Annotated in this window: 15 protein-coding genes; 5 read left to right on the forward strand and 10 right to left on the reverse strand. The window is 58.5% G+C overall.

Annotated features, from left to right (window positions below):
- Window positions 1–30 precede the first annotated feature (30 nt).
- Both BLV61_RS28650 and BLV61_RS28655 read left to right on the forward strand, forming a co-directional pair.
- Window positions 31–1218, forward strand: a complete 1188-nt coding sequence (locus BLV61_RS28650) for an acetyl-CoA C-acyltransferase (RefSeq protein ID WP_090469104.1) — start codon at window positions 31–33, stop codon at window positions 1216–1218.
- Window positions 1219–1341: 123 nt separating this feature from the next.
- Window positions 1342–1797, forward strand: coding sequence for a hypothetical protein (locus tag BLV61_RS28655; protein WP_090469107.1), 456 nt, complete (start codon window positions 1342–1344; stop codon window positions 1795–1797).
- A gap of 35 nt (window positions 1798–1832) precedes the next feature.
- Here BLV61_RS28655 and BLV61_RS28660 read toward each other — a convergent pair whose 3' ends face one another.
- From BLV61_RS28660 to BLV61_RS28685, 6 genes are all read right to left on the reverse strand, one after another.
- Window positions 1833–2867, reverse strand: coding sequence for an aromatic ring-hydroxylating oxygenase subunit alpha (locus BLV61_RS28660; RefSeq protein WP_090469110.1), 1035 nt, complete (start codon window positions 2865–2867; stop codon window positions 1833–1835).
- A gap of 140 nt (window positions 2868–3007) precedes the next feature.
- The gene (locus BLV61_RS28665; RefSeq protein WP_090469114.1) at window positions 3008–4144 is read right to left on the reverse strand and encodes an acyl-CoA dehydrogenase family protein; all 1137 of its coding nucleotides are present in this window, start codon (window positions 4142–4144) and stop codon (window positions 3008–3010) included.
- Window positions 4145–4146: 2 nt separating this feature from the next.
- Window positions 4147–5346 carry an acyl-CoA dehydrogenase family protein gene (locus tag BLV61_RS28670; RefSeq protein WP_090469117.1) on the reverse strand — a complete coding sequence of 400 codons (1200 nt, stop codon included), beginning with the start codon at window positions 5344–5346 and terminating at the stop codon, window positions 4147–4149.
- 45 nt (window positions 5347–5391) lie between these two features.
- Entirely contained in the window at window positions 5392–6591 is a 1200-nt protein-coding gene (locus tag BLV61_RS28675) for an acyl-CoA dehydrogenase family protein (RefSeq protein ID WP_244159939.1), read from the reverse strand.
- Between the two features lie 13 nt (window positions 6592–6604).
- Window positions 6605–7702 (reverse strand): acyl-CoA dehydrogenase family protein, encoded by a 1098-nt coding sequence (locus BLV61_RS28680; protein WP_167361816.1) that lies wholly within the window; start codon window positions 7700–7702, stop codon window positions 6605–6607.
- Window positions 7703–7712: 10 nt separating this feature from the next.
- A complete protein-coding gene (locus BLV61_RS28685) occupies window positions 7713–8120 on the reverse strand; it encodes a Zn-ribbon domain-containing OB-fold protein (protein ID WP_090469127.1) in 408 nt (135 codons plus the stop codon).
- 251 nt (window positions 8121–8371) lie between these two features.
- Here BLV61_RS28685 and BLV61_RS28690 point away from each other — a divergent pair, with 251 nt between their 5' ends.
- The 3 genes from BLV61_RS28690 (at window position 8372) to BLV61_RS28700 (ending at window position 11049) form a co-directional block, all read left to right on the forward strand.
- Window positions 8372–9070: an SDR family oxidoreductase gene (locus BLV61_RS28690; protein WP_090469130.1), complete on the forward strand. Its 699-nt coding sequence runs from the start codon at window positions 8372–8374 to the stop codon at window positions 9068–9070.
- A 95-nt stretch (window positions 9071–9165) separates the two neighbouring features.
- The gene (locus tag BLV61_RS28695) at window positions 9166–9777 is read left to right on the forward strand and encodes a TetR/AcrR family transcriptional regulator (RefSeq protein ID WP_167361817.1); all 612 of its coding nucleotides are present in this window, start codon (window positions 9166–9168) and stop codon (window positions 9775–9777) included.
- Between the two features lie 72 nt (window positions 9778–9849).
- Window positions 9850–11049: a CaiB/BaiF CoA transferase family protein gene (locus tag BLV61_RS28700; protein WP_090469137.1), complete on the forward strand. Its 1200-nt coding sequence runs from the start codon at window positions 9850–9852 to the stop codon at window positions 11047–11049.
- 65 nt (window positions 11050–11114) lie between these two features.
- Here the strand turns inward: BLV61_RS28700 and BLV61_RS28705 are convergent, their stop codons facing one another.
- The 4 genes from BLV61_RS28705 to BLV61_RS28720 all read right to left on the reverse strand — a co-directional run bounded on the left by BLV61_RS28705 (window position 11115) and on the right by BLV61_RS28720 (window position 15612).
- Window positions 11115–12614: an aldehyde dehydrogenase family protein gene (locus BLV61_RS28705; RefSeq protein ID WP_341865093.1), complete on the reverse strand. Its 1500-nt coding sequence runs from the start codon at window positions 12612–12614 to the stop codon at window positions 11115–11117.
- Between the two features lie 36 nt (window positions 12615–12650).
- A complete protein-coding gene (locus tag BLV61_RS28710) occupies window positions 12651–14300 on the reverse strand; it encodes a GMC family oxidoreductase (RefSeq protein ID WP_090469143.1) in 1650 nt (549 codons plus the stop codon).
- Window positions 14301–14412: 112 nt separating this feature from the next.
- Complete coding sequence (locus tag BLV61_RS28715; RefSeq protein WP_279627449.1) at window positions 14413–14586, reverse strand: rubredoxin; 174 nt, start codon at window positions 14584–14586, stop codon at window positions 14413–14415.
- A 249-nt stretch (window positions 14587–14835) separates the two neighbouring features.
- Window positions 14836–15612 (reverse strand): enoyl-CoA hydratase-related protein, encoded by a 777-nt coding sequence (locus BLV61_RS28720; RefSeq protein ID WP_090469146.1) that lies wholly within the window; start codon window positions 15610–15612, stop codon window positions 14836–14838.
- Between the last annotated feature and the right edge of the window lie 79 nt (window positions 15613–15691).

The raw sequence follows: 15691 nt of genomic DNA on the forward strand, positions 1-15691 counted from the left end.
CCGAGCCACCGTGAACAACCGGATAACATCATGAGAGAAGCGGTTATTGTTTCAACTGCACGCACACCGATCGGCAAGGCCCATCGAGGTGCTCTGAACGACATCAAGTCGCCGAGCCTGACAGCGCATGCATTGCTGCATAGCACCTTGCGAGCAGCGGTTGATCCCACTGAAGTCGAGGATGTGATCATTGGCGCAGCCATGGGGGCCGGGACCGCCGGGCGCAACCTGGCTCGCGCAGCGGCATTGCGGGCCGGCTTCGGCGTCGGCGTCGCCGGCTCCACCGTCGATCGGCAGTGTGCCTCGGGATTGATGGCGATCGGCATGGCCGCCAAGCAGATCATGGTCGATGGCATGGACATCGTCATTGGCGGCGGCTCAGAGAACGTCAGCGCGCTGACCCCCGGCTACCTCGAGTGGGCGATACGCGACAAGGATCCGGATCTGGTGGAGCGGGTACCCTCTGCCTACATGCCGATGATCGAGACCGCCGAATATGTCGCTCGGCAGTACGGTATTTCGCGTCAGGCCCAAGATGAATTTTCCCTGCAGGCCATGCAGCGCGCCGTCGCGGCCCAGGCCAGAGGCGTCTTCGCCGAAGAAATCGCACCCCTACAGGTCTCGCAAAAGCTGGTCGACAAACAGAGCGGGGAGATCAGTTACAAGCGTTTCCTGTTCAGCGAAGACGAGTGCCTGCGTGCGAGCACAACCGCCGAAGGTCTGGCGGCACTCAAGCCAGTCATGGAGGGTGGCAGTATTACTGCTGGCAACGCCAGTCAGCTGTCTGACGGTGCCTCGGCCTGCCTGCTGATGGAAGCACGTGTTGCTGAACAACGCGGGTTGAATCCGCTGGGTGCCTATCGCGGATTGATCGTCACGGGCTGTGCACCGGAAGAAATGGGCATTGGTCCGGTAACAGCGATTCCGAAGCTGCTGGGTAAACATGGCCTGACCATCGGCGATGTCGGCCTCTGGGAGTTGAATGAGGCATTTGCCTGCCAGGCCTTGTATTGCCGCGACCACTTGGGTATCGATCCGGAAATATTCAACGTCAATGGCGGTGGCATCGGCCTTGGTCATCCGTTCGGCATGACCGGTTCGCGTCTGGTGGGCAGTGCCTTGCTGGAAGGGCGTCGACGCGGCGTACGCTTCGTCGTGGTGAGTATGTGCGTGGGGGGCGGTATGGGCGCGGCAGGGTTGTTTGAAGTCTACCCTTGACCCATAACGCGACTTGAAAGGAAAGCCTGGAATCCGTACTGGATTCCAGGCTTTTGCGTCCTGCCCAGGCTCAAAGGCGACCATTGGCCAGCGGCACCATTGATAGAGTCGACGGAGTGGAAGATGAACGTCACAAACCCATTGGCAGTCTTCATGATCGCTGCCTCCCTCTGTGCTTGCACCACGTCAACCGAGCAAGTGATGACCGTTCCTTTGCTCCCCACTCAACGCAACGCCGGTCAGATTGCCAACGTGACACTGGCAAGCCGGGGCACACAAACGGGATTCAGCTTTATCATCAGTGGCATTCCAGGTGGCGTTTCTCTGCCCTTGCGTCTCTACACCTTCATCTATAAGGGCAGCTGCCAGCAGCCTGGGCCTATCGCATTTTCGATGAATGATCAGGTCAACACTGAACGTGCCGCAGTACGCGGCTGGACCTACTCAAGAAGCTTGCCTGTCGCCATGTCAGCGCTACTTTCAGGCGAATACTCGATCGTGGTGAGAACCGCGCCGTCCGATGGCAACGTCGATATTTTCTGCGGGGAAATCCCGCAAGGAACCCGGCGAAACAACTGATTTCGCCAGGACTCAGAGCAACGCCTTGCACGGTGTCACAGCAGATTGCAGTTGACCGGTTCGCCAGCGTCTTCCAGGACTTTTAGCGGTCCCTGGGTACTGCCTGTCGCCTCATAGAACTGCTCGCACCAGGTCCGCAGCGCGGTATAACCGGCGACGTCCTGTCTGGCATAGATCGGCCTTTGCACAAACTTCTGGTGTCTCCAGATCACCGCGTCCTCTTCGAAAAGAACGCGCGTATGCCGTGCCATTTGTCGAACGGATTCGGGCATGTGCTCAGGAGACTTTGGATCGCGCCGGAAGTAGTAGCTCACGCGCAGGTCTGATTTTTCATCGTCGATGGGCGTGCAGGACAGCACCAGTCGGCGCGCCAATACCGGATGATCGAATATCGAGAAGTTCAGACCGACCCCGGCATTGCGCGCATGCAGCAGCATCGCGACTTCCTTGGTGACTTTTGAGCGAAACCCCATGGTCGACTTCCAGATCGCCGTGCTGGTATCGAAGGCCAGCAGGAGCGGGTCTTCCGGGGCATTGTGGGCAAAGCGGAAGTGCATGGTATCGGCAGCGTTTTCTGTAATCAGTTGCGGATGGATGGGTTCCTCAGGCGCGAGGACCACGGCATCGGGATAGCACGGGTAAAAATCGGCGGGATCTGCCGGGTGTTCGGGGTGATCGAAAACGTCGGGCAACCAGCCGTCGCGGGGTGGACCACCGGCCGGATCGTGCCACAGGAACATGATGCCGTGCTGTTCGACGACGTCCCACTTGCGCAGCTTTTTGCGAATGGGATGGTCCTGATAGGGAATCAAGGCGTTCTCACCTTTGGTGTTCCACTGCCAGCCATGGTAAGGGCACGCGATGCAGTCGCCTTTGACTTTGCCGCCATAACCCAAATGCGCACCCATGTGGTGGCAGTGGGCATCGAGTACGGCAAGCTCGCCTGCTTCGCTACGGAATGCCACCAGGTCATGCCCAAGGTATTTCATCGGCTTGACCGCGCCTGGGGCCAGTTCATCGCTCCAGCCGATCTGGAACCAACCGGTCGGTTTCATGGAAAGGTTCAACATCACACGGTCCTCTTGGTTTTTGTTATAGCGGTGTGTTTGTTGTCATGGGTGCCCCGCGGGGCGTGTGAAGCCGCTTTGAAAAATCCGGAGCCTTATGCAGGTCCGGATTTTTATGGCAAACGGGGAAGGGCGAACACCCCTCAGGCCGCGCGCTCTGCTTCTGCCAACAACTCGTAGTGATGCATGCTGGTGCCGAGCGCTGCGTTGATCAGGGTCATGCGTTTGAAGTAGTGACCGATGACGTACTCTTCGGTCACCCCAATGCCTCCATGCAACTGAATGGCCTGGCCGCAAACGAACTGACCGCTTTTACCGATGTGCGCCTTGACAGCCGACAGTGCCCGGTCGCGCTGTGCTGCATCGAGATCGAGGCTGGCCAATGCCAGGTGCAGCATGCTGCGCGAGAGTTCCAGTTCGATGAGCATTTCGCTCATGCGGTGCTGCAGGCTCTGGAAGTTCGAGAGCGTCTGGCCGAACTGTTTGCGAATTTTCAGATAGTCACGGGTGATCCACAGCGACTGTTCCATCACACCCACCGCTTCGGCGAACAGCCCTACCATGGCGTGCGCGTTGGCGTGGCTCAGCGCTGCGTAGCCGTCGCCGACCTTGCCCAGAACCTGGGCCTGGGTGACCTCAACGTTAGTGAGCACCAGGTGGCTGGCCCAACGGTTATCGATCAGGCGAACATTATGTTTGGCGATGCCAGGCGTATTTGCGTCGAGCAAAAACAGTGTGATGCCGTCGCGATCCCCTGTCGCACCAGAGGTACGTACCGAAACGATGAACAGCTCGGCGATATTGCCACCGATCACCGCTATTTTTTCCCCGTTCAACCGCCAGCGACCTTGCCCGGTCTCGAAGGCGCGGGTCTTGACATAGGCTAACTCTCCGCGTGCCGGTGCTTCTTCGTGGGCCAGCACAGGCAGTGCCATACCTTCACCCATGGCCTGCAGTACCGCGCGAGCTTTTGTGTCATTGCTGGCCAGTAGGGTTTGCGCCGCGTGGATGGCCACTGCCCAGTAGGGTTCCACGCACAGCACGCGGCCGAACTCCTCCATCACCAAGGCACTTTCGATTGCCGTACAGTTCATTCCACCCAGATCTTCCGGCAGGCCCAGGGCCAGGAGCCCGAGTTCGGCCATCTGAAGCCAATGACCGCCATCGAAGGCGCCATTATCGACGGTTGCACCGCGCTGTTCGAAGGAGCAATTGTCCTCCATGAACCGGCGAACGCTGTCTTTGAGCATGTTTTGCTCTTCATTCAGTTGAAAATCCATGCTCAGAGCTCCAGGAACGAACGGGCGATAATCGTGCGTTGAACTTCATTTGCCCCACCGTAAATAGTGGTGGCGCGACGGTAGAAATAATCCGCCATGATGCCGGGCGCCGTGTTTGGGCCCGGTGGCCAGGTTCGTTGGCGCTGGGCGTCGCCCAATGGGTCGGGGTAGACATAGCTGGCGTGGCTGCCGAGGGCTTCGACTTGCAGCTCGCCGATTTTTTGCAGGAGTTCCGAACCGCGGATTTTCAGCAGTGAGCCCACCGGCAAACGAACTTGGCCTCCTGCTTTTTCGTGCAGGGCGCGCAGGCTCAACCAGCGCAGTGCCAGCAAGTCAGTATTGAGTTGTGCCAGGCGACTGGCAAAGCCAGGCCGGTCGATCAATCGCCGACCATCGTGCTGCGGTGTATTGAGCAAAGTCCGTAGGCGGGCCAGGTGGGCATTGTTGCGTGGCCATTCGGCACTGAACGCGCGCTCGTTTTCCAGCAGGAACTTGGCATAGGTCCACCCCATGCCTTCCTCACCGACCAGATTGCTGACCGGAACCCGCACGTCATCGAAGAAGACTTCGTTGAGGCTGTGACTTTCACCGATGTCATAGATCGGGCGAATGGTCACGCCCGGGGCCTGGCGGTCGACAAGAATCATCGAAATACCGCGCTGACGAGCCTGCGGATCGGTCTTGGCGAGGATGAAAATCATGTCCGCGGTTTCAACGAACGAGGTCCAGATTTTCTGCCCGTTGATGACATATTCATCGCCGTCGCGTTCGGCACGCGTCGTCAAAGAGCCCAAGTCCGATCCGGCATTGGGTTCAGAAAATCCCTGGCCCCAAAAGACATCCCCGCTGAGGATGCGTGGGCCGTACTGTGCCTTCATGGTCTCGTTGGCGAAGGTCATGATCACCGGGCCGATCATCTTGAATCCAGCGGTATCGACCGCCGGCGCACCGGCCAGGATACTTTCCTCTTCGAAAATGAACTGACGCACGGGCGACCAACCGGTACCGCCCCAGGATGTTGGCCAATTGGCGCCGGACCAGCCCTGGGCGTGAAGGATCTTGGTCCACTGGCGGGTGTCTTCACGCAAGGGGTGGTAACCCCGGCGATTGCGTTCAGCCAGATCCTGGGGCAGCTTGGCCTTGAGGAAGGCACGGACTTCCTGACGGAAGCGCTCGTCTTCCTGATCGAGAGTGAAATGCATGAGCGAGATCCTTCGGTGGCGGGCGACCAAGGCCGCCCGGGGCGTTTATTTGTTGGCGTTAAAAGGCTGGCCCTTGTCTGGCCGTGAATCCTGCGGCAGGCCAAGCACACGCTCGGCCAAGGTGTTGAGCAGTAACTCGTCGGTACCGCCGGCAATACGCAAACTGGGGTCGAGCCAGGCACTGGTGAAGTCGGTCTTCGCCTGAGAGTCTTCATTCAGGACCAGGCTGTTCGGTCCCTGGATGTTCATCGCCATCCGACTCAAGGATTGACGGGTGCGCCCCAACAGCAATTTGCGCATGGCGCCCTCAGGACCCGGAGCCTCGCCCTTGGCAAATGCCTCCAGGGCTTGGCGATGGATGGCGCGCAGGCCTTGGCGCTGGACGAATACATCGGCGATGCTGGCGCGGATCTCAGCGTCATCAAGCGCGCGCTTGCCATTGATTTTCGACTGCTCGGCCAATGCGATGAATTTCTCCAGGCTGGGGGCGTAGCCGGATTCGTCGGTGACCGAGTAGCGTTCGATCATCAGCGTTTCGACTGCGACCTTGAAACCACCATTGATTTCACCCAAGCGTTGATCGTCGGGAACGAAAACATCATCGAAGAACACTTCGTTGAGGTCGCTTTCCTCGCCCAGACGGCGGATCGGCACGACACTCACGCCAGGGGATTTCATATCGACAAAGAAGTAGGTCAGCCCGGCGTGCTTGGGCAGACTCGGATCGGTGCGGGCAACGATCACGCCCCAATCGGCGATTTGTGCCCAGCTGGTCCAGACCTTTTGCCCGCTCAGGCGCCAGCCACCTTCCACTGCAACAGCCTTCAAACGTAGTGACGCCAGGTCCGAACCTGCCGAAGGCTCAGAAAACAGCTGACACCAGATTAACTCGCCACGGACAGTGGGCCTGGCCAGGCGCTCGGTCCAATAAGACGGGGCGTAGCGCAGGAAAATCGGCAGGGGGTTGTTCAGGCTGATGCTGAAGTAGACCAGTGGCAGGTCATAACGCATCTCTTCTTCGCTGAAGACGACTTTTTCCAGCTCGCTGCCACCCGCACCACCGACCTCTGTTGGCAGGGTGATGCAGGCGTAGCCATGCTCGGCCTTGAGGGCTTGCCAGGCGCGAGCCAGGTCCAGATCCTCTTTGAAACTGAGCCCGCACCGTGCTTGACCCGCATAAAGAGGGGCGTGCTCTGCCAGCCAGGATCTGGCGCGTTCGCGATAGCGTTCGAGTGTATTGCTCATGAGGTGTCCGCCGTTATCCATGATTCGCCATCTCCAGCCCGATTTCGTTCAGCAGGCATTCACGCCAGTAGTGGATGCTGCCCAGTTCCAGGGCGAGCGTGCGTGAGCGACGGTAGTGGTGATGAGGCATGGCTTCCCATGTCATCCCCATGCCGCCGTGGACATGAAGTCCTTCCTGGGCGATGTAGTCGTAGGCTTTGGTCGCTGCGATGCGCGCGGCTGCGCTCAATTGTCGACTCTCTTGCGCGCCGTTTTCCCAGGCATCGAGTGCGTCATGGGTGCAACCCTTGGCGATTTCCAGCAAGCAGTAAGCTTCGGCGAGCTTGTGCTTGATCCCCTGGAAGCTACCGATCTGTTGACCAAAGGCACGACGCTCGCGGGCATAATCACAGGCCAGATCCAGGCTGGCCTGGGCGCCGCCGATCTGCTCGCTGGCGCAGGCGAGGGCCGCCAGGTTGGCGATATCCAGAATCAAGTCGACACCGCCCAGTCGTGTGGCCGGGACCTGCTTGAACTGCAGGACAGCCGCGGCACGAGCGTTGTCGAGGGTATTGAAGGTTCGGCGGGTGACACCGGGGTGTGCTAGGTCGACCAGATAGAGCCCGTTGCCATGTTCGCCTTGTGCCTGGACCAGTGCAATGTCGGCAACGCTGGCAAAGGCAGCCAGGGCCTTTTCGCCCTGCAAAACGCCGTTGCTTGCCAACAATGACGGGCTTGTCGCCAAGCCACTGTCGTCTGGATCCGCCAAGGCCAGGCAGGCGATCTTGCCTCCGTTGGCCAATGCTTCGATCAAGGTGCTCCAGTCGCCTTTGGCGAACTGCAGGGCATGGGCAGCCACGGCGTTACCAATCAGCGGCAATGACGCGGTCAGGCGCCCGGTTTCTTCACAAAGCACGCCAAGGCCGCTCCAGCCCAGACCCAACCCCCCCGATTGCTCGGTTACCGCGACACTCGGCCAACCCTGGTCGACGGCATGGCTCCACAAGTGTCGATCGAAACTGGCGGGTGTATCCAGGAGCGATTTCAAGTGTTCCGGGGTGGCTTGATCCTTTAGCAGGCGCCTGGCCTGTTCGCGGATCGAAGCGAGACTTTCGGCGTGTTCTTCTTGCATGCGGGCTCTCTCAGACAGGCGTGAACAGAGGTAAGTGAACATCCTCGATCGCTTCGAAGACCACACGTACCCGCTGACCGATGAAGGCCGATTCGGGCGCGCAACCGACGATGTTGGTCGTCAGTTGCAGGCTTTTGTGGTCGTCGAGTGAAACGATGGCGACGGCATAAGGCACGGGCTGGTCAGGCGACCACGGCTGATGATTGATCGTCAGTGCCTCGATGGTGCCCAGGCCCGAAACCGCCTGCGGCGCGAGGTTTCGGCTCAGGCACTGCGGGCAGATGATTCCCGGCGGATGCAGCCAATGGTCGCAGTCGTTGCAGCGCAGAAAGCGCAATTGGCCGTCGGCGCCACTGGTCCAGAAAAACCGGTTGAGATCATCCAGCTGTGGCAATACGCGTTTGTAGGCAGTGCTCATAAGAATCTCCAGCGTTGACGGGGGAAGTGAACATCATGCTTGAGCTCGCACAGTGCTACCACCGCTAGTCATTCATCGCTCAAAACTAACATGTTGTTATTTTTAGAGCATCTCAAACAAAGATGCAATAGGCCGCCTACAAGATGTTTGTTCTTCGTCGATCTGTGGTCTAAGGATGTTGCCGAACACGCTTTTTCTATTGTATAAGCTGATACATGGTCAGTTATTAACAAGAAAAGAGGAGAGTCTAAATGTCGGACGCATTAGTAGTGGTCACCGGGGCGGCGGGTGCACTGGGCCGAGTTGTCGCGCAAACCTTTCTGGCGCAGGGCCGCCCGGTTGTTTTGGTCGATTGCAGTGAGCAAGCACTGCAATCGGTTTATGAGGGTGTCTCTGGCGACAAGCATTTTGTGGTCGTGGACCTGACCGACACCGCAGCGACTCAGACAGCCCTGGGCAAGGTATTCCAGGAAAAAGGGCCGGCCGGCGTGCTGTGCAACATTGCCGGTGGATTTGCCATGGGAAGTGACGTGCATGACGCTGACGGCACTGTTTGGCAGCAAATGATGGACCTGAACGTCGCGACCGTGCTCAACACCTGTCGCGCTTCCGTGCCGGGGATGCTGGCAGCCGGCGCAGGCAAGATCATCAACGTATCGGCCGCTTCGGCCATCACGGGCAAGGGTTCGATGGGCGCCTATTGCGCCGCCAAGAGCAGCGTGGCGCGGATCACCGAATCCATGGCCCAGGAGCTGCGTGGCCATGGCATTAACGTCAATGCCGTCGCCCCGAGCATCATCGACAGCGCTGCCAACCGTGCCGCGATGCCAGATGTAGATCCGAGCCTTTGGGTCTCGCCGCAGCAGTTGGCCGCAGTTTTCCAATTCCTGGCCAGTGATGCTGCCAGCGCCCTCAATGGCGCGGTCATTCCAGTAGTAGGCCTGTCCTGATACAGCCGACCGATATGTTAAGTTTCCTTGCGCCGTACAACGACCTGCCCGGTACTCATCGGGCGGGTGAACAGCAAAATGGTGGAAGGACTTTCATGTCAGTAAAACCCAAGGGGCGGCCTCGTCGTGAATTGGACGAGGCGCTGCTCCAGGCAGCCGCCGACGAATTTCTGGAGTTCGGCTACACCGATGCCAATCTCGGCCGTATCGCCGAGGCCGGGCGGACAACAAAGCCGGCACTGTATAGGCGTTTCCCCAGCAAGGAATTGTTGTTTGAGGCTGTGCTCGCGCACATCTCCAGGGATTTCGAACTCGATTTGAGTTTTTTGCGGGTTGATCGACCAGTCGCACAATTGCTCTACGAGTTGGCCCAGCTGTTCTACGACAAACTCGGTACCCCGCGTGTCATGGCCATGTCTCGGTTAGGTGCGCATGAGAGCGTCAGATTTCCTCAGCTGATCATCCATTTTCGTGAAGAAGTGATGAACGGTTTCATGGCGCAGCTGACAGGCTGGCTCGACCAACTCAACGCGAAAGGTGTGGTGCAAATACCGAACACACTCGACGCCGCGATTATCTTTTTGACCCTTGCGGGCCGCACCCATGAACGACTAATGGGCGTGCAGCTGGCGCAGGAACAGGTGGAACCTCACTTGAGAGAAATCGTGCGTTTTTTTCTTGCGGGCTACGCACCGCGTCCGCAGTAAGCAGCCACCGCGTCTTCGCACTGCGCGGGGGGCATACGTGATCATGAGTGCCAGTTACCAACGGGAGAGGCTATGTACGATGTCATGAACGGTGTACGTGTAATCGAAGTTGCGGAACACACCTATGTGCCAGCCGCAGCGATGGTGCTGGCGGATTGGGGCGCGGATGTCATCAAGGTTGAGCGCGCGCAAGGTGGAGACGCTTCGCGGCATATGCGCCTGCCGGGCGCGGACGGGCGGGTCAATCCATTCTTTGAAACGGGCAACCGCGGTAAACGCGGCATCGCCCTGGACCTGACCCAGGAGGCGGGTCGAGAGCAGTTGTACCGATTGATCGAGGGTGCCGACGTGTTCCTCACTAACTTGCGTGCCGATGCGCGGGCAAAGCTGGGTATCGAGCCGCAGGACTTGCTCAAGCGCAATCCGCGTTTGATCTACGCACGCGGTACTGGCTACGGTTTGCACGGTGCCATGGCCAACGATGGCGGGTTCGACTACCCCACGGCTTGGTGCCGGGCCGGTGCGGCGTTCAATCAGACACTACCGGATGAACCTCCACCCAAACAACCCGGTTCCATCGGCGACCTGACCGGGGGCGTCACCCTGGCGGGGGCCATTGCCGCAGCCTTGTTTCGCCGCGAGCGCACCGGCAAGGGCGCCGTGGTCGACAACGCGCTGTACATGGTCGGTACGTATTTGATGTCACAGTCTCTGCTGGCTACCAGCATTGGCGTACCGACGATTCCCATCGAGCGGCAGAAAGACAGTTCGTTTGCCTTGGCCAACAATTACCGCACACGCGACGGTCGCTGGTTGACCATCTGTCTGTTGATGGAGAAGTGGTGGCCGGATTTTGTCGCTCATATCGAACGGCCGGCGTTGCTCAGCGATCCGCGCTTCAAGGATGCGGCTTCACGGCATGCGAACTCGCGCGCACTGGGAGGTGAACTGAACGAAGTGTTCGCTACCCGTGATTACGCAGAGTGGTGTGAACGCTTCAAGACGTTGGAAGGTGTCTGGTCCCCAATCCAGAGCCCCGCTGAAGTACTGACCGACCCACAGGCGTTGGAAAATGGCTTCATCAGTTCGGTAGATATCGACGAACACAACCAGTACCAGGTGGGCGTATCGCCGGCACAATTCGACGAGCAACCGATCGGAAGACTCATGGCTGGCCCTGGATTCGGCGAACACACCGATGAAGTGCTACGCGAGATCGGTTTGACCGATGCCCAGTTGAGGGCTCTGCGCGATTCAGGCGCCATTCGCTAGCGAACAATGTGAACGCCCCGCATCGACGCGCTAAGCGTGGTGCGGGGGTAGGCGAATTCAGGCTATTAACCGATCGGATAGGTAATAGCCTTTTCCAGCAGATACTCTTTGAGCCAGTGCGGGCCGAATTCCCGTCCGATACCGGAGTGTTTGTAGCCACCAAAGGGGGCCTTGACGTAAAGGTCTCCGGTACCACCGTTGATGGCAACTCCGCCTGATCTTAGTTTTTGCGCAATGCGAAAGGCAGCAGAACGATCAGCTGACATCACGGCACCACTGAGACCAAATTTTGAATCGTTAGCTATGTGTATCGCCTGTTCATCGGTGTCGAAACCGATGATCACGCCGATTGGCCCGAAGACTTCCTCTTGCGCCAGTCGAGATGCATTGTCCACGTTGTCAAAAACGGTCGGCTCGTAGAAAAAGCCTTCATCAATATGGGCTGGTCGCTTGCCACCGGCGATCAGGGTTGCACCGCTCTCCAACCCCAGTTGTACATAGTATTCGGTCTTGGCGCGGGCACTTTCGCGAATGAGTGGACCGACGATCACGCTGGGGTCTTGTGGATCACCGATCTTCAACTGGGCCAGAACTGCTTTCATGGTTTCGGCGAATGCCGGTCGAATGGAGTTGTGCACCAGAAAGCGGGTGAGCAGGGCGCAACCCTGGCCGGCGTGTAGCGAAATACTGAAGGCTGCCAGGCTCGCGGCTTTGACCACATCGGCGTCATGTCTGACGATCATTGCCGATTTACCGCCCAGCTCCAGGTGAACCTTCTTCAAGGTGCTGGCCGACTGACGCAAAATGGCCGAGCCGACGGCATCGGAGCCGGTAAAGCTGATGAGGTCAATGCGCGGATCTTCGGTCAGCATCACCCCGACTTCTGGGCCGCCGGTAACAACACTCAGTACGCCGCTGGGCAGTTGCGCTTCGATGATGATTTCGGCCAGCAGCAAGCCAGAGAAGGGCGTGAATTGCGAGGGTTTGATCACCACCGTGTTGCCGGTAAGCAACGCCGGTACGGCTTTGACGATGTTGAGCAAAAATGGGTAGTTGTACGGGGTGATACCGACCACCACACCGTAGGGCTCGAACAGGGTGACGCCAGCCCCCAGCAGATCGGGTGCCGAAGGGTCGAAGGGGTTAGGTTTTGATTCTATGGCTATCGGTTCCGGCTCGATCTTTTGCGCCAGTGAGATCGCGTAGTCGATGGCTTCTATAGCGCCGTTGAACTGAGCACTGTTCATCAGCATGTGCACGGCGCCGACTTCTTCGATCAATAACTGTTTGATCAGGTCCTGACGGCTGATTATGGCCGCACGAAAACGTTTGATGGCCTCGATGCGCTCGGCCATCGGCAGGGTTGGCCAGGGGCCGTTATCGAAAGCATTGCGGGCAGCAGCAATGGCAAGGTCGACTTCGGGTTTACCACCCACCGGGGCCTGGCCAATGATTTCTTCGGTCGCTGGATTGCAAATGGTTTCGTACCCCTCGGAAGGGGAAACCCATTGGCCGTCGATGTAAAACTTTTTTATGTCGGTGAAGGGCGTCGGCATTGCAGTCATCCTTTCTATTTGTTGTGCAGTGGAAGGCGGCTGTATTTAGTTTGCGACCCCGGTAAGGTGCCCCGATGGCGCGATTTGCGGATTGGCAAGCTCCGCGGCGATGATTTCGGCGGCGCGCAAAGCGATAGCCATGGCAGGGGCGTTGGTATTGCCTGAGATCAAAGACGGCATGATCGATGTGTCCACCACCCTGAGCCCCGACACCCCGCGAACCTTCAGGCTGGGGTCCAATACCGATTCGGCATCACTGCCCATGCGGCAAGTGCCAGACACATGGAAGGCGGTGCCTCCCCACTGTTTGAAGGCTTCCAGGATTTCTTCATCGCTTTGGGCATCGACACTCGGTGTGGTCGCGCCGACGATGAAGGGGGCCAAGGCCGGTTGTGAGGCAAGCTGGCGGATCCAGCGGTACATGGAAATGGCAGCCGCACGATCGGTTACCGATTCCAGGTAATTGGCGCAGATGTAGGGCGGCACATCGGGGTTGGCAGAGCGAATCGACACCTCACCCTGGCTTTGCGGGCGCATGAAATAGCCCCCTAAGGTCAACCCGGGTTGCTTTTCGGGGACGACTTTATCTTCTCCGTAAGTCAGCGAGTACAGGCTGACACCGATTTGTGCGTCGGGACGGTCGAGTTCGGGGCGGGTTTTGACGAAACCGCCAATTTCATGTGCGCTATGGGTGAGCGGACCCTTTCTGCCGGTGTAGTACTGCCACACGGAGCGCAGCAGGCCCAGGCCAAAAAAACGATGATTCAGGCTGTGGCTTTTCACGCGGTACTGCATGGCAAGGAAGAAGTGCTCGCGCAAGTTACGACCCACTTGGGGAGCATCCTTGACCACGGCAATGCCATGGGACTCGAGCAGCGCGGCAGGCCCTACGCCGGAGAGCTGCAGCAATTTGGGTGACTGAATGGCACCGGCGCAGACGATGATCTCCTTACCCGCGCTTATTGCGCGTTCGCCGCTGCTATCGCGCACGGTCACGCTGGTTGCACGCTTGTCTTCAAAGTTGATCCACAGGACGTCGGTCAGTGTCAGGACGTCCAGGTTCGGGCGGTTGCGCACTGGATCAAGAAAGGCTTTCGCGGCACTGTAGCGCTGGCCATGCCAGATGTTCTGGGTTTGGTAACCCAGCCCGCCAGGCCCAGCGGTGTTGGCCAGGTTGATATCATCCACTCGAGGTGTTCCCGCTTGCACGCCCGCAGTCAGTACGGCTTCGCAGAGTGGGCCGCCTGAAGATTGGACTGAAATCTTGAGCGGCCCTCCGATACCTCGCTCTGGTGCGGCCCCCAGTGCATGGTCCTCGAGCTCGACGAAATGCCGTCCCATATTGTCCCAGCCCCAACCGGTGCAACCGGCGGCTTCCCACGCGTCATAGTCCTCGGGTGCACCACGCACATAGACCATGCCATTGATCGAGCTGGACCCACCGATTGCGCGACCTTTGAGCCAGATGTCTTCAGCTTGTTGGGGGCCTCGCGAAACCTTGTAATCCCAGACATGCGGGTTACCCGGAGTCAGCAATTTGCCTATGCCGCGGGGCATGGCAATCAATGCGTTGCTGTCATCCGGGCCGCTTTCAATCAGCAGCACGGACACGGAGTGCCGGGACGAGAGGCGATTCGCCAAGACGCAGCCTGCGGAGCCGGCCCCCACAATGATGTAGTCGTATCGTTTATTCATTTTGCTGTCCCAGGGGTAGTTTTATTTTTTGCTGTTTGGGGGGCTGGCGCACCAACGGGGGTCAGGTGCAGGGGTCGATAATCGGTGGGGGTTATGGCTGACATGAGGCGTTTCAGCTTGCTTCGATCATCGCGAAGTCTTGCTTGGCTGCCCCGCACTCCGGGCAGATCCATGTCTCGGGGATGTCTTCCCACAACGTCCCGGGCAAGATGCCTTCCGCAGGTAAGCCCAGGTTTTCGTCGTAGGTAAAGCCACAGAAAAAGCACTGCCATTTCTTCATTTCCATCAGCCTCTTGTTATGTTTTTGGCGTGGCGGAACAAGGGTTATTGACTGTTGCTCAGTTTTTCACCTTGAGTGAAAGGTGGGCTGATCCTCATACGTTACTTTTGAGTAATATAACCTCGGTTTTCATGGACTGCCAATGACGCCAATGCTTTTTCTCCTGGGTAATCCGGAGGGGTGGGGGTTTCTGGATAACTATCATGTGGTCAGTTATCACGTGGTGGCAGCCCTGTGCCGCTGTGCCAGCGATGATTATCTGCCTTTCCATTCGGGCGTACGTTTTTCATGAAATGCGCGCACACCGATCTGCACGTCTTCAGATGCTTGTAACCGCAAACCCGCGGCTTCGACGTCAAGGCGTAGTTGCGACTCTCCGAGCGCCAGAGCCTGGCGGGCTACCATCAGAGTCTCCTGAACGGCCAGTGGTGCATTGGCTGCGATTTGTCGAGCCAGTTGAAGGGCAGTCTCCAGCACGCGTTCATCGTCGACTGACTGATTGATCAGGCCGAGTGTTTTTGCGCGTTCGGCTTCAAGTCGATTGCCGGTCAGTAGCAACTCCATCGCGATGGCCGGTGCAATGCGTCGGATCAGTCGATAGATACCACCTGCGCCAGCGATCAATCCACGCTTGACCTCGGGCAAAGTGAAGCTGGCATTGTTGCCCGCAATGATCAGGTCACAGGCCAGCGCCAGCTCAGTGCCGCCGCCAAGCGCCGCGCCGCGTACGGCAGCAATCCAGGGTTTGCGTCGCTCGGCATGAATCAGGCCACACATGCCGGATTGGTTGACGGCGATCTGTTCGCCGATACCGGCAGCGATGTCGTCGAGGTCGGCACCTGCGCAAAACGCCAGAGGCCCGGTCCCTGTCAAGACCACGACCCGAATGTCAGGGTTGGCTTCAGTTTTTTCGACCAGGCGGGCGAGGGTGCGTGAAGCGCTGACGTTGATTGCATTGCGCTTATTCGGGCGATTGAGAGTGATCAGCGCAATACCGTTCTGCAGGTCCTGATAGATGACTTCTTCGGTCATGTTTGCGTCCAGTGTCGGAGGTGAGTATAACTGATGGTATGACAGTTATTGCCAGACTGGTACCCACTACTGACGCGGA

Source organism: Pseudomonas mohnii (assembly GCF_900105115.1).
In the GTDB taxonomy this organism is placed as follows: Bacteria; Pseudomonadota; Gammaproteobacteria; order Pseudomonadales; family Pseudomonadaceae; genus Aquipseudomonas; species Aquipseudomonas mohnii.

Bases quoted from the DNA above. Each gene is read 5' to 3' on its own strand.
- BLV61_RS28655 (WP_090469107.1), top strand. From the start codon at position 1,342: ATGAACGTCACAAACCCATTGGCAGTCTTCATGATCGCTGCCTCCCTC.
- BLV61_RS28685 (WP_090469127.1), bottom strand. From the start codon at position 8,120: ATGAGCACTGCCTACAAACGCGTATTGCCACAGCTGGATGATCTCAAC.
- BLV61_RS28670 (WP_090469117.1), bottom strand. From the start codon at position 5,346: ATGCATTTCACTCTCGATCAGGAAGACGAGCGCTTCCGTCAGGAAGTC.
- BLV61_RS28675 (WP_244159939.1), bottom strand. From the start codon at position 6,591: ATGAGCAATACACTCGAACGCTATCGCGAACGCGCCAGATCCTGGCTG.
- BLV61_RS28710 (WP_090469143.1), bottom strand. From the start codon at position 14,300: ATGAATAAACGATACGACTACATCATTGTGGGGGCCGGCTCCGCAGGC.
- BLV61_RS28660 (WP_090469110.1), bottom strand. From the start codon at position 2,867: ATGTTGAACCTTTCCATGAAACCGACCGGTTGGTTCCAGATCGGCTGG.
- BLV61_RS28700 (WP_090469137.1), top strand. From the start codon at position 9,850: ATGTACGATGTCATGAACGGTGTACGTGTAATCGAAGTTGCGGAACAC.
- BLV61_RS28690 (WP_090469130.1), top strand. From the start codon at position 8,372: ATGTCGGACGCATTAGTAGTGGTCACCGGGGCGGCGGGTGCACTGGGC.
- BLV61_RS28650 (WP_090469104.1), top strand. From the start codon at position 31: ATGAGAGAAGCGGTTATTGTTTCAACTGCACGCACACCGATCGGCAAG.
- BLV61_RS28715 (WP_279627449.1), bottom strand. From the start codon at position 14,586: ATGGAAATGAAGAAATGGCAGTGCTTTTTCTGTGGCTTTACCTACGAC.
- BLV61_RS28705 (WP_341865093.1), bottom strand. From the start codon at position 12,614: ATGACTGCAATGCCGACGCCCTTCACCGACATAAAAAAGTTTTACATC.
- BLV61_RS28720 (WP_090469146.1), bottom strand. From the start codon at position 15,612: ATGACCGAAGAAGTCATCTATCAGGACCTGCAGAACGGTATTGCGCTG.
- BLV61_RS28695 (WP_167361817.1), top strand. From the start codon at position 9,166: ATGTCAGTAAAACCCAAGGGGCGGCCTCGTCGTGAATTGGACGAGGCG.
- BLV61_RS28680 (WP_167361816.1), bottom strand. From the start codon at position 7,702: ATGCAAGAAGAACACGCCGAAAGTCTCGCTTCGATCCGCGAACAGGCC.
- BLV61_RS28665 (WP_090469114.1), bottom strand. From the start codon at position 4,144: ATGGATTTTCAACTGAATGAAGAGCAAAACATGCTCAAAGACAGCGTT.